The sequence below is a fragment of the Clostridium amylolyticum genome (genome assembly GCF_900142075.1).
Classification (GTDB): Bacteria; Bacillota; Clostridia; order Clostridiales; family Clostridiaceae; genus Clostridium_AA; species Clostridium_AA amylolyticum.
The window spans coordinates 37934-50993 of the sequence record NZ_FQZO01000001.1; the positions used below are offsets into that span (position 1 = coordinate 37934).

Below are 13060 nucleotides of genomic sequence, written 5' to 3' on the forward strand. Positions count from 1 at the left end.
TATGAGTCAATCACCTGCAATTAAAACAAATAATGAACTAACTTATAAGAAAAAAATGAGGCCGTCTGAAAGAAGAAACTTATGGATTGGAAGAATATTCATTTGGATAATGATAGTACTAACTATGTTCCCAATAGTAGCTATATTTTCTGCATCATTAGCTAAAGGAGATACCTTTACTCAAACCACCTTTTTTCCAGCAGAATGGGGATTTCAAAACTATACAAAAGTTATTAAAGAAACAGATTTTCTTTTGTGGGTTAAAAACTCCTTAATTATTTGTACTAGTGTGGCTACAATACAAATTTTAATTACACTCCCTGCAGCTTTTTCCTTCTCAAGGTTGAGATTTAAAGGAAGAAGAAATGGACTTATGTCACTATTGATATTACAGATGTTCCCAGCTATGATGGCAATACCTGCAATATTGGCTATTGCATATAGATTAGAAGCTATGGATAATATTTTTATGCTTATTATCTTATTATCTGCTGGAAGCGCTTATAATATATGGCTTTTAAAAGGGTTTATCGATGGAATACCAAAAGATTTAGATGAGGCTGCCTTTGTAGATGGAGCTACAACCTGGCAGATGTTTACAAGGATAATATTACCCTTAACAAAAAATATGTTATTAGTAATTTTCTTGTTTTCATTTATTGGTGTATACAGTGAATTTATTCTTACCAGTGCCCTTATGAAAGATAGTTCAACGCAAACCGTAGCCACTGGGTTAAGAACCTTTATAAATAATAACTTTTCAGCAAACTGGACACAATATTCTGCTGCTGCCATTATGGCTTCTTTACCAGTAGTTATTATATTTGTTTCCCTTCAGAAATTTATTTCTAAAGGACTTGTGGCTGGAGCAGTTAAGGGTTAAGATAATTAAACCTAGGAAGTTTGTCACTTGTAATGTGCCTGGCACCTTAGATTAATATAATCCAGTGATCTTGGGGACTTAAATTTGGGTCCCCTAAATTTTTTATTTAATTAATGTTTAATATTTACTCAACTAAGGAATAAATTTAGTAAGTTATGGAGGTAGACACATGAATAAACATGCCATTTATCATATCACAGACGTACCCTACGTATATGGAAAAGATACAGAAATATTAGTAATAAGAATTAGAACAGCATCTAAAGATATTAAAAGCTGCAAGATACATTATAAGGATAGATATGATTGGGAAAATGACTTTATAGTAAAAGAAATGAAAGAAAGTATAGAGACTGATCTTTTTGATTTTTATGAAATAGAAATAAATGTAGAAGAGAAAAGATACAGATATTTCTTTGAATTAGAAGATAACCAGGGAAACGTATTCTATGTAAATGAAAGAGGAATAGTTAAAAATAAGCCATTAGAACCTAATGCTTATCAGTATCCTTATTTATGTTTAGGAGATGTTTATAATGAGGTGAATTGGGCTCAGGAGGGAATAGTATATCAAATTTTCCCAGATAGATTTTATAACGGTGATATCTCCAATGATCCTAAAGGTGCTGAAAGCTGGGGAGGCAAGGTTACCCCTAGTAATATGTTTGGTGGAGACCTTCAAGGAATAATAGATAAAGCTCAATATTTAAAAGAATTGGGTATTACTATGATATATCTTACTCCTATATTTCTTTCCACCTCAAATCATAAATATAATACTAAGGACTATTATGAAATTGACCCATTCTTTGGAGATGTTAAAAAAGCTAAGGAAATGGTACTTGCTTGCCATAATGCAGGCATAAGGGTTATATTTGATGGAGTTTTCAATCATTCCGGTCATGATTTTTTTGCTTTTCAAGATGTAATTGAAAAAGGAGAAGAATCTAAATATAAGGATTGGTATTTCATACAAGACTATCCTGTAAATTTAGACAAACCTAACTATATAACCTTTGCTAATGATGTTTATACCATGCCAAAATTAAACACTAAAAACCCTGAGGTTCAAAAGTATTTACTAGATGTAGCAGAGTTTTGGATAAAGGAAGTAGGCATTGACGGATGGCGGCTGGATGTGTGCGACGAGGTAGATCATAGCTTTTGGAGAGCCTTTAGAAATAGAGTAAAATCGGTAAAAGAGGATAGTTTTATCATAGGGGAAATAATGCATGAGGCAGCCTCCTTCTTAAGGGGAGAACAGTTAGATAGTATTATGAATTATCCTTTTAGAGAGATGTGTCTAGATTTTTTTGCCAGAAGAAGCATATCTGCAGGGGAATTAAATAATATATTAGAAATTAATAGAAGTTTATATACCCACAGTATTAATAGACAAGTATTAAATCTTATTGATAGCCATGATACTCCTAGATTCTTAACAGAATGCGGAGGGAATATTAATAGAATGAAGCTTGCTATAGTGCTGCAGTACACTTATATAGGTATACCTTATATTTATTACGGAGATGAAGTGGGAATGGAAGGTTCTAAAGATCCAGACTGCAGAAGATGTATGATATGGAAGGAAGAAGATCAAAATAAAGAGCTTTTAAATATGTATAAAAAGCTGAACTCCTTAAGAAAAGAGTATAAAGCTTTAACTTATGCTCCATATAAAAATTTATTTAAAGAAGATAACATATTAGCTTTTGTGAGAGAAAGTGACGATGAAAAAATATTTATAGCCATTAATAATAATGATAAAAGTACTAAACTTAAAGTGGACTTTAATGAAGCTTTTGATATTTATAATAATATAAATATAAATATTGAAGAAGGTTTCCTTCATCTAGAACCTATGAGTTTTAAAATATTAATGTGTCATAATGATTCGGTATAGAAAATAATGTATTTTTTAAGAACGCTGTTATCACGTAGTTATAAGTGATAGCAGTGTTTTTTGTCGTAAAAAATATTATAGTAGTAACCTCATCAGTTTATTACTCATATTATGTATTAGAACTACGGAGGTGAAAGAGATGAACTTTGACATAGAAGATTTAAATTATCCCACCACCTGCTATTTTAATGGCACTATAAAAGTGTTTTCTTTTTTATGGGTGAAGGAAAGGTTAGACCCTCAAGCCAATATAAGGATAAGGCTTTTTAAAGAAGGAAGCGCAACTCCTATAATGGAAGGCAGAACAGATAGTAATGGAGAACTGATATTTAATGGGTTAGACAAAGGAATATACAATGTGCAAGCAGAGGTTAATCAAAAGTACTATCTTCAGCCAATATACAAACCTTCTTCAAAAGTAAGATTAGGAAATGGAAGTGTTTGCCAAGAGGTAGCCGTAATTAATAGACTTAGAAAAGATCCCCCTCATCACTGTGAAAATCACTGCAGAGATGGTATAGGAGATGATCTATTAATAATAATTCTTTTACTATTCTTATGTGGATGTTGGTGTTAAAATATTATAGGAAGGCTTTAACCTTCCTATAATATTTTTTTGTTATACAAAGGAGAGAAAAATATGAATAACTTAACTTTAAAGGTTATTAAAATTAATAAGGATGCTATATTGCCTAATTATGCTCACGTAGGAGATGCAGGATTAGACTTGTTTTCAGTGGATAAAGTAGAAATAAAACCTAATGAAACAGCATTTGTAGCCACAGGAATTAAAATAGAATTACCACCCCATACAGAAGCTCAAATAAGACCAAGGAGCGGTTTAGCTTTAAAACATGGAATAACTGTATTAAATACTCCAGGTACCATTGATGAGGGGTATAGAGGAGAACTTAAAATAATTTTAATAAATCATGGTAAGGAAGCTTTTATTATTGAAAAGGGTATGAAAATTGCTCAGATGGTGGTAATGCCTGTATATGCTGTTAATGTAATAGAAGTAAATGAGTTATCTGAATCTACAAGAGGAGAAGGAGGATTTGGGTCCACAGGATTGAATAAGTAGAGTCTTTAAGATAAAAAACTTTTTATTTTATGGGAGGATTAGATGAAGATTACGCAAGAAGTAGATTATGCCCTAAGAGTTATGTTATTCTTATCAAAGTCTAAAGAAAGTAGAGTAGAGGCTAGAAGAATATCAGAGGAGGAAAATATACCTTTGAGATTTCTATTGAAACTATTAAGAAAACTCACTACCGCTGATATAGTAAAATCTTTTAGAGGAGTGAAAGGTGGATACGCTCTTAATATGCTTCCAGAGAATATTACATTAAAAATGGTGGTTGAGGCAGTAGAAGGAGAGTTATATATAAATAAATGTATGGAAAACCCAGAATACTGCAACCTAGGGCGGAGAGAAAATTGTTTAGTGCATAAAGCGTTAAGCAGAGTTCAAAAGGCATTAATAAAAGAATTAGATTCTATTAACTTTAAAGATATAATGAATAACAACATTTAAAGCACCTAACAGGTGCTTTTTTTATTTTATTAACATTATAAAAGAGCTTTCAGCGTATATTTAAATAATAAGTATATAGTTATAAGAGGAAATATGGATTTTGAAAAACACCATAAATTTTATCCTATAGAAAGTTTATTTGAGGATTTTTATCAACTTGAAGATGAGACAATACTTTTAAGAGAGCTTAAGGAGGAAGATGCAGAAGATATTTTAGAATTATATTCAGAAAAAGATATATCCTTATATGATAAGTCTCCATGCATTGCGGATATAGAGGATGCAATAAGATTTATTAATGAAATTAATTCTTGTTATTATTATAGAAAAAGAATAGATTGGGCTATTGTTACAAAAAGGTCTAATAAATTAGTAGGTTTAATAGCAATTCATTCTTTAAATTCTATAACCCATACAGCAGAGGTAGGCTATTTAATTAATAAAAAATATCGTAATAAAGGAATTATGACAGAAGCTTTAAATATTATTATCAAATTCTTGTTTGAAAATGTTGACCTATATTCATTAAATGCAACTATACACATAGATAACATCGCTTCAATTATGTTGTGTAAAAAGGTTGGCTTTAAGGTAAATGAATATTTAAGTTGTGAAAATAAGCTGTTTTTAACTTTAGTCAATGCAAGATATTGTGTTTAAGAGGAGGGTATCATGAGATTTATAACTTTTTTTCATAACATCAAGGAAGCAGCTAGTTTTGTATTTAAATTAAAGTTATTAGGTATAAGCAGTAGAATAAAGCTAAATAATATTATAGAAAAAGAAGATTTAATCTATGATTTTATTGTAGTTATAGTGGGAAAAAATAAATTTAAAGTGAATTTTCAAGGAAATATAGAGAAGGATATTCAGGACAATTTTGTGTATTCAATATATTCCTTGAAAAACGTAAATGCAAATATCTTAGATATAGCAGATATACTTAGCGTTTTAAAGGAAAGAAGAAAAATAGCATTTATACCATCAGAACCTGAAGAAGAATACAATATCATAGGGGGATATATAAATAATAACAACTTTATTAATAGAACTACAGATATTTCATGTGTGAACATTTTAAGATTATTAAATAATAATTTTAAAGAAAACTTAGTGCATATTACATTGGATGATATATATAAGGGTAAGAATAGTATAATCAGTAAAATTGCTACATCAGAAAGAAGTGTACATTTTTTTGATGGAGTATCCTATGATGATATGAACTGTATAACTGAAGCTATCAAAGAAAGTAACTTACATTACTATTACATTGCTAGCGGCAGCTTTCTAATAACACTTTTTCAAGCATTAAATAAAGCCTCTAATGAAGTAAATATGAAAGAGGAAAAGGCTCTTATACTGTCTAGCAGCAAATCTTTAGGGGATATGGATAAGTTAAAGGATTTTGTTAGTACTCATAAAACAGAATTATACAACTTAAATATTTATAGTCTTATTATTAATCCTGAAGAAGAAAAAAATAGAGCTATTAATTATCTTATATATAACAATAAGACAAATTACGTGGTTATAACCACAGCTATGGCAAAAGAAGACATAGTTAATTTGCAGGACTTCTCTTTAACTATGAATGTAGAAGAAGATGTGCTAAAGCAAAAAATAGAAGCGTCTTTAGTAGAAGTAGCAAAAAAACTATTAGAAATGGATTCCAAAATAACATGTATAATTTGTAGTAATGTTTCTATAGTAATGGCCCTGCTAAAAGAATTGAATACTTTTTCCTTGGAATTCAATTCGGTAATATTAGATAATTGCTATAGTATTACTATAAAACTAGAAGAAAGAAAAATTCACATTTTAGTGGACTTTGGAGAAGCAGACTATAAGCACTCTATAGAGAATATATATAGAAGTTTTAAATGTGTTTAGAAACTTTTCAATAATTTGTATTGTTTAATATATAATATTGTAATTATATAGAAAATAGATTATAATTTTAATATAACAAATAGTGTTATCAATAGTGTTATTCAACGAGGTGATATTAATGTATAAAGAGTTAACAGAGTTATTGGAAAAAAGACGTTCTATAAGAAAATTTTCAGATGAAAAAGTAGAAGATGGATTAATTGAAAATATTTTAAATGTTGTTAAGTTTGCTCCCACAGCAGGAAACTTAGAAGATTTCAAAATCACTGTAGTAAAATCAAGAGAAATAAGAGGTGCCCTTCAAGAAGTAACTTTTGTAGATGAGGCTCCAGTAGTTTTTGTATTTAGTGCTTTACCTAAAGCCTCAAGTAAATATTATGGGGAGAGAGGGGAAAAACTTTATAGTATCCAGGATGCTACTATAGCATGTACATATGCTATGCTAGCTGTAGAAAGCTTAGGACTTGTAACTACTTGGGTTGGAAATTTCGATGAAAAGGAAGTTAAATCCATAATAGGAGCAGAAGAAGGAGAAGTTCCTGTAGCTATATTACCTGTAGGATATGCAGCAGAAGGATTAAATGCAAAGGCAAAAGAAATAAAAGAAAAAGAAATAAATTATATTTAGTAGTAAATATAAGCATCTATCACAAAAGCAAAATCAATGCTTTAGATAGATGCTTTTTTAAAAGGAGGTACTATTTATGATAGTTGGAACATTAAAAATCCATATTATTGTACCCTGGTCTCATAGCCTAAAGGAAAAAAGAATGGTGCTGAGAAGTATAATAGACAAAGTAAGGAATAAATTTAACGTTTCCATAGCAGAAGTAGAGGATCAAGATTTACATCAGAGTATAGTTCTAGGAATAGCTTGTGTAACAAATCAAACCTCTCATGCCAATAGCATATTACAAAAAGTAATAGACTATATAGGTAACACCACTGAAGCTGAAATAATAGATACCTTTATTGAAATTTTATAAGAAATTTAAAAAACTTTCATTTCTAAATATATTATATAAAGTCAAGGAATATATAAACTTATATATTCCTTGACTTTATTAGCTCCTAGCTATAAAAATTAATATAATCATCTACTGATGAACTTAATGGTATACTTATTTTATTTATTAAATTACTTCTAAATTCATTATTAGTACAGAGATAATAGACAAAATCAACAATTTGATTAGGCTTAGATAAATCACAAGTTACAGCACAGTTATTTAATACCTCCCTAACTACAGGTATATTATTACATATAACTGGAGTTTTACATAAAGCAGCTTCACTAAGAGAAAGAGGATACCCATCATATTCAGAAAGGCTAATAACACATTTTGCTTTATTATAAAAATAGACAGTATCTTCTTTTGGTATCAATCCTGTAAAGATAACATTATCTTTAATGTCTAGTTTTTCGCTAAGAGATAAGAGATCCTTGTAGTATTCATTCTTCTTTCCACTTATATCCCCTGATATTACAAGTTTTAAGTCTCTACATCTTATACTAATCGTTTTAAATAACTGTATTAGTTTATCCAGGTTTTTACTTTGATGTATATTACCACAGTAATAAATATAAGGATTCTTAATTCCATATTTATTTATCAAAAAATTTTTACATTGATTATAAGATAGAGGTCTATATATTGAAGAAATTATAGGATAAATTACTGTTATTTTACTTTCATCTATGTTAAAAAGTCTAATAAGTTCGTTCTTTATAAAATAAGAAACTGCTATAATTTTATCAGCTTTTTCTAAAGCTTCTGGAAAGATAGATAAGAACTTATTATAGTATTTTTCATCTAGTTTTGATTTGTTTTCTATAGCATATAATGAGTGTATCGTTATTACATAAGAACAACATTTATTTTCAGGAATGCTAAAGCCGTTATTTAAAGAGTGATATATTTCAATGCCATTTTCATAAATATACTTTTCTAGGGATTCATAATTATTAGTTTTTCTGTACATATCAAGGTTTACAGGAACATACCAAGACTTTTTTCCTAAAAAGTTTTTGTAGTTGCTATCTTCAAATATTACATGAATCATATGGGGAATTTCTGCCATGGTCAACTGCTTTACAAGTTCACTGCTATATGAACCTATAAAGGTGCCAGGAAGATTTAATGCAGCATAACCATCTACACATATATTCATTTTTTCACCTCCTACATAGTTTCCTCTTCAGGATCAAAATATTTTCCACCTAAATGTTCTATATCTTCTTTTCTAGGATTAAAATCTTCTGGTATTTCTTCATTTACAAAGCTTTTTGATATATTTTTCTCTAATTGTACTCCAGCAACATATACAAATTTGCAGTAAACAGTGTATTCATTTATGACATAAGGATAGGCATCTAATAAATATATTTTTACTGATGTAAGATTATACCTTGAATAAGGCAGGGTTATTGATGCATTAAATGGATAGCTGTATGAGGTTTGCGATAGCTTATTTTCGCTAGTTATATAACTTAAAGATATATTTTTTTCTCCTTCTATTAACATAAGTTTTTTGTTTGATATATTTATTTCTCTATGAGAGGAAAGGGATAGTGAAATATTTAGTTCTTCAATTTTATTTATAGGTTCTTCAGTGTTTTGCAAAAATATATACTCTTTTTCAGTAAAATCTTGCAGGGAGTCAAAGCCTTGAATTTTACTAAGCTCTTCCTCATTGGATAAACCTGTAACTATAGTGTTATTTCGTTCCATAAATACCTCATTTATTTAGTTATATACTAATTTATATGCAGCAAAAACAGTATTTTTACTTAATATAATGATATATATAAAAAATATTTTATTTGCATAATAAAAAATATTTTAAAGTCGATATATACATAATCTTGTAACATAAAAAATCAGTGATGAATATAATACATTAGATAATGAAAATTAACTATAAAACTTATAGGAGGAGTAAAAAGTGGTATACGAATATCATCAGAAACATTGTGGAACAGTAAAAGCTGAAACTCTAACAGTAGCTCCAGGTAAAAATATAAATCCCCATGGTGAAGACGGCCCATTAACAGCTAAAATACCTGTAGTTTTAGCAGAGAAAGAGGTTCAGATTGACGTAGAAGCTTGTATTGACATAAAGGACGACTTTTTTGAAATAAAGAGAATAAAAAAGAATGTATTCTTAACACAATGCAAACTTTTACCTAACTCAGGACAAAAAGACTGCGACGGAAGATTAGTTTCAGGAAAGCTATTCTTAAAAGGTTTTGTTGAAAAGAATATAGAATATGCAACTATAGAAGAATGTGAAGATGCACAGGTTAAAAATGGTTTTATAAAACATGCTACTGCTACAGTACCTTTCCACTGTGTAACAGAAGTTTTCTTTGATAGACCTCCAGTTTTCAGATTCAGAAGTCAAATCAAAGAATTTGATTACTTTCAACATGGTAAACACTGTGAGGACTCCTGTGAAGAAAATCTAGGTAGACTAAGGTGTGAAACAGGCTTTGAAGAAGAGGTATTCTATTTAGATAGACCATTCTGTAAGTTAGAAGGAGCTAGAATATTTGAACTTGATGTGGCAAAAGAAGATGTTTATTATCCAGTTAGCCATGATAAAGAATGTGATGAAAATTTTAAAGAAGAAGAAAATAAATTTGGCAGACTTATAGAAAAGATGGTAATTAATCTTAGAGTAAAAGTTCTTCAAGAGCAACAAGTAAACATTAGATAATAGTAAAAGGCATAGGAATAGCTCCTATGCTTTTTATTTTCCTTTACATATTATACTTTCTAAGGTATCTATGGCTGCAAAAAGTATAAAGCCTAGTAAGCTGATTATTACTATACCGCAGTACATCTCTATGTAATCTATTCTCATCCATGCATCCATAATAAAGTAACCAAGTCCGTATCTCGTACCGTAAACTTCTGTAAAGAAAAGTACAGAAATGGCTGTGCCTAGTGCAATTCTAACAGAGGTTAAGATTTCAGAAAATGCTGCTGGAAGGGTAATATATAGAAACATCTGAAACTTTGATGCCCCCATGCTTTTTAGTGCATGATAGGTTTCTTTTGGTATGTTTAAAACAGCATCTCTAACGGCTATGATAATCTGAAATACAATAATTAATACTATCATTATAATTTTTGATTTTTCTCTTAAACCAAAAAGCAGCATTATCACCGGCAATAAAGATATTTTTGGTATGGGATATGTAAAGTATACTAAGGGGTTCAATAAAGAATTCCATAACTTTGAATAACCCATTAATATGCCAATAGCAAGCCCGATTATAAGAGATATAATAATAGCAGAGCTTATTCTAAATAAGCTATAACCTAGATGAATATATAATTTATCTGATACAACTCTTCCCAGAGAACTGTATATTTTTTGAGGTACAGGTAGCGCTGGGATTTTTAAGGCTTTTGCTGCAATATACCATAAGAGGTTTAATATGAAAAAGCCTTGTATAAAAGTTAGAACTTTAATCTTTATGGTTTTCATTATTTCCAGCCCTCTTTTATGATCTTTCTAATGAGTGAAGTGGTATCTAAATATTCATTTTTGTCTTTAAAGTTTCTCATGCCGAACAAGGGATTATCTATTATCTTAACTATGCTGCTAGGAGAGGAGGATAAAATAATAATTTTTCCCCCCAGATAAACAGCTTCCTCAATGCTATGAGTAATAAACATTGTAGTAGGTCTATAAGACTTCCAAAGCTGAAGAAAAAGCTCTTGGGTGTCTTCTCTTGTTAATGCATCTAAAGCGGAAAAAGGTTCGTCCATTAGTAGCAAGTCTGGCTTCATTATAAAAGCACGAGCTATAGAAACCCTCTGTTTTTGTCCGCCACTAAGTTCATTAGGAAATCTCTTTAGTAAGGGTTTTAAGGACAAACTTTCTAATATGTTATCGATAAAAACTTTGTATTCCTGAGAAATATTATTTTTCTTCTTTATCTTTAAAGATAAAGTTGCATTATCATAAACATTTTTCCAAGAGAGTAATCCATAATTCTGTGGAATAAGGCCTATAGAGTGCTGTTTAGGATTTAAAGATTCCTCATCTATAGTTATAGTACCTTCATAACTTCCTAATATTCCGCTCATACAATTTATAAGTGTAGATTTTCCACAGCCGGAAGGACCTATTATGGCCACTATTTCTCCTTTATTAAGCCTTAAATTTATATTATTTAGAACCCTAGTATTTGTTTTATCACCAGTATAGCTAACACTTAGCTCTTTAACTTCAATCATTTTAGAAACCTCATAATTTATTTTTTTACAGCTATATCGCTTATAAGATCTTCTTTCTTTATGTCTTCCTTTGAAAGTTTTTTATCCTTAAGCCAATTAATAGCAGCTTGCAAATCCTGTTCTGAAGGGAGGGTGGTTTTTCTAAAGGCAGGTAGTTTAATATTTCCTTTCATGTCTTCAGGGTAACCTACTTCTTTTATTACTATATCCTCATAGGAAGATATTGGTTCCTTAGTAAGGTAGTCTACAGCAGCATCATAAGCTTTATAAAAGGCTTTTATCTCTGAAGGTTTATTATCTATAGCTTTCTTTGTAAAAGCTGATACTCCAGGGGCTAAGGATAAAGCCTGAGAATCACTTATAAGCTTTCCACCATCTTTCATGGCTAAAGAAGAAAAGGGTTCTGGCAGCAGGGCGGCTTCAACTTTATTATTTCTAAGCATCTCCAGTCTTACTGGTATTTGAGGTATTTCTTCTTTAACTATGTCTTTTTCAGTAAGACCTGATTTGTTAAGTATGCTGTCTAAAGTAAATTCAATAACGGTATTTCTTGATATAACAACTTTTTTACCTTTTATATCTTGAATATTTTCAATTTTTGAGTCTTTCCCAGCAATAAGCTGATATTTTGCATCTGTAACCGCTGTGGTTTTTACATCGTAACCACCTTTTTGATATATACCTATGGCTACTAAATCTGTAGATATTCCATCTAATTCACCACTTTGCAGGGCTGCATCTCTGTCTTTTGCGCTTTTGAAGAATTCTAATTTTACATTAACCCCATTCTTGGAAAACAAACCTTGCTTTTCTGCAATAATAAATGGAACTGCATCTACTGAAGGCATAAGACCAAAGGTTAGTACAGAACCTTTATTGTCTTTTGGAGCATCCTTCTGTTCATTATTAGTGGTTTTGCTTACTGAGCAAGCTGACATATTAACTGCTAATAGTAGTGAAGTTAGGATAGTTGCAATTTTAATTGTTTTTTTCTTTGTTGTCATGAATTAATTCCCCCATTTTTCAAATAAGTTGTTTTGAATTTTTAAATAGTCTAGTATTTTTCCTACTACGAAATTTATTACATCACTTAAAGCCTCAGGCTTATGATAAAATCCAGGCATAGCGGGAATTATTGAAACACCCATTTTGCTTAGCTTTAACATGTTTTCTAGATGGATAGCATTAAGAGGGGTTTCTCTTGGTACTATAATAAGTTCTCTTTTTTCTTTTAGTGCTACATCAGCTGCTCTTGTAAGAAGGTTTTTTGTAATGCCGCAGCTTATCTCACCTAAGGTGCCCATAGAGCAAGGGATTATAATGGTTCCATCCATTTTGTATGAACCACTGGCAGCAGGAGAAAACAAATTGTCTATTTCTTCTATTATTAAGTTAGTATATTGTTTTTTTAGTCCGTTGCTCCATTCATTAAATTCTAAACCAGTCTCATGTTTCATAACCGCTTTTCCATTGGAAGTAGCGGTTAAAAAAATCTTTATATCTCTTTTTAAGAGCTCTTCTACAAGCCTAACAGCATAGATACTTCCACTGGCACCAGTTATTCCTATTAAATAAGTTTTCATGATTTCACC

General features: G+C 30.3%; 16 protein-coding genes. 10 read left to right on the forward strand and 6 right to left on the reverse strand.

Annotation, left to right across the window (positions count from 1 at the left end; all coding sequences use genetic code 11):
- Window position 1 precedes the first annotated feature (1 nt).
- The 9 genes from BUA82_RS00180 to BUA82_RS00220 all read left to right on the forward strand — a co-directional run bounded on the left by BUA82_RS00180 (window position 2) and on the right by BUA82_RS00220 (window position 7202).
- Window positions 2–883, forward strand: a complete 882-nt coding sequence (locus BUA82_RS00180) for a sugar ABC transporter permease (protein WP_073003720.1) — start codon at window positions 2–4, stop codon at window positions 881–883.
- A gap of 169 nt (window positions 884–1052) precedes the next feature.
- Window positions 1053–2786, forward strand: a complete 1734-nt coding sequence (locus BUA82_RS00185; protein ID WP_073003721.1) for a glycoside hydrolase family 13 protein — start codon at window positions 1053–1055, stop codon at window positions 2784–2786.
- A gap of 139 nt (window positions 2787–2925) precedes the next feature.
- Window positions 2926–3363 carry a hypothetical protein gene (locus BUA82_RS00190; RefSeq protein WP_073003722.1) on the forward strand — a complete coding sequence of 146 codons (438 nt, stop codon included), beginning with the start codon at window positions 2926–2928 and terminating at the stop codon, window positions 3361–3363.
- A gap of 63 nt (window positions 3364–3426) precedes the next feature.
- Window positions 3427–3870 carry a dUTP diphosphatase gene (dut, locus tag BUA82_RS00195; RefSeq protein ID WP_073003723.1) on the forward strand — a complete coding sequence of 148 codons (444 nt, stop codon included), beginning with the start codon at window positions 3427–3429 and terminating at the stop codon, window positions 3868–3870.
- 42 nt (window positions 3871–3912) lie between these two features.
- On the forward strand, window positions 3913–4323 hold the full coding sequence (locus tag BUA82_RS00200) for an RrF2 family transcriptional regulator (protein WP_073003724.1): 411 nt from the start codon (window positions 3913–3915) through the stop codon (window positions 4321–4323).
- A gap of 93 nt (window positions 4324–4416) precedes the next feature.
- Window positions 4417–4983 carry a GNAT family N-acetyltransferase gene (locus BUA82_RS00205; RefSeq protein WP_073003725.1) on the forward strand — a complete coding sequence of 189 codons (567 nt, stop codon included), beginning with the start codon at window positions 4417–4419 and terminating at the stop codon, window positions 4981–4983.
- 12 nt (window positions 4984–4995) lie between these two features.
- On the forward strand, window positions 4996–6216 hold the full coding sequence (locus BUA82_RS00210) for a hypothetical protein (protein WP_073003726.1): 1221 nt from the start codon (window positions 4996–4998) through the stop codon (window positions 6214–6216).
- Between the two features lie 118 nt (window positions 6217–6334).
- Window positions 6335–6844, forward strand: a complete 510-nt coding sequence (locus BUA82_RS00215) for a nitroreductase family protein (RefSeq protein ID WP_073003727.1) — start codon at window positions 6335–6337, stop codon at window positions 6842–6844.
- 76 nt (window positions 6845–6920) lie between these two features.
- Window positions 6921–7202, forward strand: coding sequence for a DUF503 domain-containing protein (locus BUA82_RS00220; RefSeq protein ID WP_073003728.1), 282 nt, complete (start codon window positions 6921–6923; stop codon window positions 7200–7202).
- Between the two features lie 85 nt (window positions 7203–7287).
- On the opposite strand, the gene BUA82_RS00225 is transcribed toward BUA82_RS00220, so the two are convergent.
- Both BUA82_RS00225 and BUA82_RS00230 read right to left on the reverse strand, forming a co-directional pair.
- Entirely contained in the window at window positions 7288–8388 is a 1101-nt protein-coding gene (locus BUA82_RS00225; protein ID WP_073003729.1) for a glycosyltransferase family 4 protein, read from the reverse strand.
- Window positions 8389–8399: 11 nt separating this feature from the next.
- Window positions 8400–8948 carry a hypothetical protein gene (locus BUA82_RS00230; protein ID WP_073003730.1) on the reverse strand — a complete coding sequence of 183 codons (549 nt, stop codon included), beginning with the start codon at window positions 8946–8948 and terminating at the stop codon, window positions 8400–8402.
- Between the two features lie 214 nt (window positions 8949–9162).
- On the opposite strand from BUA82_RS00230, the gene BUA82_RS00235 reads away from it, so the two are divergent.
- Entirely contained in the window at window positions 9163–9936 is a 774-nt protein-coding gene (locus tag BUA82_RS00235) for a CsxC family protein (RefSeq protein ID WP_073003731.1), read from the forward strand.
- Window positions 9937–9969: 33 nt separating this feature from the next.
- Here BUA82_RS00235 and BUA82_RS00240 read toward each other — a convergent pair whose 3' ends face one another.
- From BUA82_RS00240 to BUA82_RS00255, 4 genes are read right to left on the reverse strand one after another with little or no spacing between them, the layout of a single operon-like run.
- Entirely contained in the window at window positions 9970–10713 is a 744-nt protein-coding gene (locus BUA82_RS00240; protein WP_073003732.1) for an ABC transporter permease, read from the reverse strand.
- Complete coding sequence (locus BUA82_RS00245) at window positions 10713–11468, reverse strand: ABC transporter ATP-binding protein (RefSeq protein WP_073003733.1); 756 nt, start codon at window positions 11466–11468, stop codon at window positions 10713–10715. The genes BUA82_RS00240 and BUA82_RS00245 overlap by 1 nt, the downstream gene beginning before the upstream one ends.
- Window positions 11469–11485: 17 nt before the next feature.
- Window positions 11486–12472 carry an ABC transporter substrate-binding protein gene (locus BUA82_RS00250; protein ID WP_073003734.1) on the reverse strand — a complete coding sequence of 329 codons (987 nt, stop codon included), beginning with the start codon at window positions 12470–12472 and terminating at the stop codon, window positions 11486–11488.
- A gap of 3 nt (window positions 12473–12475) precedes the next feature.
- The gene (locus BUA82_RS00255; RefSeq protein ID WP_073003735.1) at window positions 12476–13051 is read right to left on the reverse strand and encodes a UbiX family flavin prenyltransferase; all 576 of its coding nucleotides are present in this window, start codon (window positions 13049–13051) and stop codon (window positions 12476–12478) included.
- Between the last annotated feature and the right edge of the window lie 9 nt (window positions 13052–13060).

Bases quoted from the DNA above. Each gene is read 5' to 3' on its own strand.
- BUA82_RS00225 (WP_073003729.1), bottom strand. From the start codon at position 8,388: ATGAATATATGTGTAGATGGTTATGCTGCATTAAATCTTCCTGGCACC.
- BUA82_RS00190 (WP_073003722.1), top strand. From the start codon at position 2,926: ATGAACTTTGACATAGAAGATTTAAATTATCCCACCACCTGCTATTTT.
- BUA82_RS00240 (WP_073003732.1), bottom strand. From the start codon at position 10,713: ATGAAAACCATAAAGATTAAAGTTCTAACTTTTATACAAGGCTTTTTC.
- BUA82_RS00245 (WP_073003733.1), bottom strand. From the start codon at position 11,468: ATGATTGAAGTTAAAGAGCTAAGTGTTAGCTATACTGGTGATAAAACA.
- BUA82_RS00210 (WP_073003726.1), top strand. From the start codon at position 4,996: ATGAGATTTATAACTTTTTTTCATAACATCAAGGAAGCAGCTAGTTTT.
- BUA82_RS00250 (WP_073003734.1), bottom strand. From the start codon at position 12,472: ATGACAACAAAGAAAAAAACAATTAAAATTGCAACTATCCTAACTTCA.
- BUA82_RS00215 (WP_073003727.1), top strand. From the start codon at position 6,335: ATGTATAAAGAGTTAACAGAGTTATTGGAAAAAAGACGTTCTATAAGA.
- dut (WP_073003723.1), top strand. From the start codon at position 3,427: ATGAATAACTTAACTTTAAAGGTTATTAAAATTAATAAGGATGCTATA.
- BUA82_RS00230 (WP_073003730.1), bottom strand. From the start codon at position 8,948: ATGGAACGAAATAACACTATAGTTACAGGTTTATCCAATGAGGAAGAG.
- BUA82_RS00205 (WP_073003725.1), top strand. From the start codon at position 4,417: ATGGATTTTGAAAAACACCATAAATTTTATCCTATAGAAAGTTTATTT.
- BUA82_RS00200 (WP_073003724.1), top strand. From the start codon at position 3,913: ATGAAGATTACGCAAGAAGTAGATTATGCCCTAAGAGTTATGTTATTC.
- BUA82_RS00220 (WP_073003728.1), top strand. From the start codon at position 6,921: ATGATAGTTGGAACATTAAAAATCCATATTATTGTACCCTGGTCTCAT.
- BUA82_RS00255 (WP_073003735.1), bottom strand. From the start codon at position 13,051: ATGAAAACTTATTTAATAGGAATAACTGGTGCCAGTGGAAGTATCTAT.
- BUA82_RS00185 (WP_073003721.1), top strand. From the start codon at position 1,053: ATGAATAAACATGCCATTTATCATATCACAGACGTACCCTACGTATAT.
- BUA82_RS00180 (WP_073003720.1), top strand. From the start codon at position 2: ATGAGTCAATCACCTGCAATTAAAACAAATAATGAACTAACTTATAAG.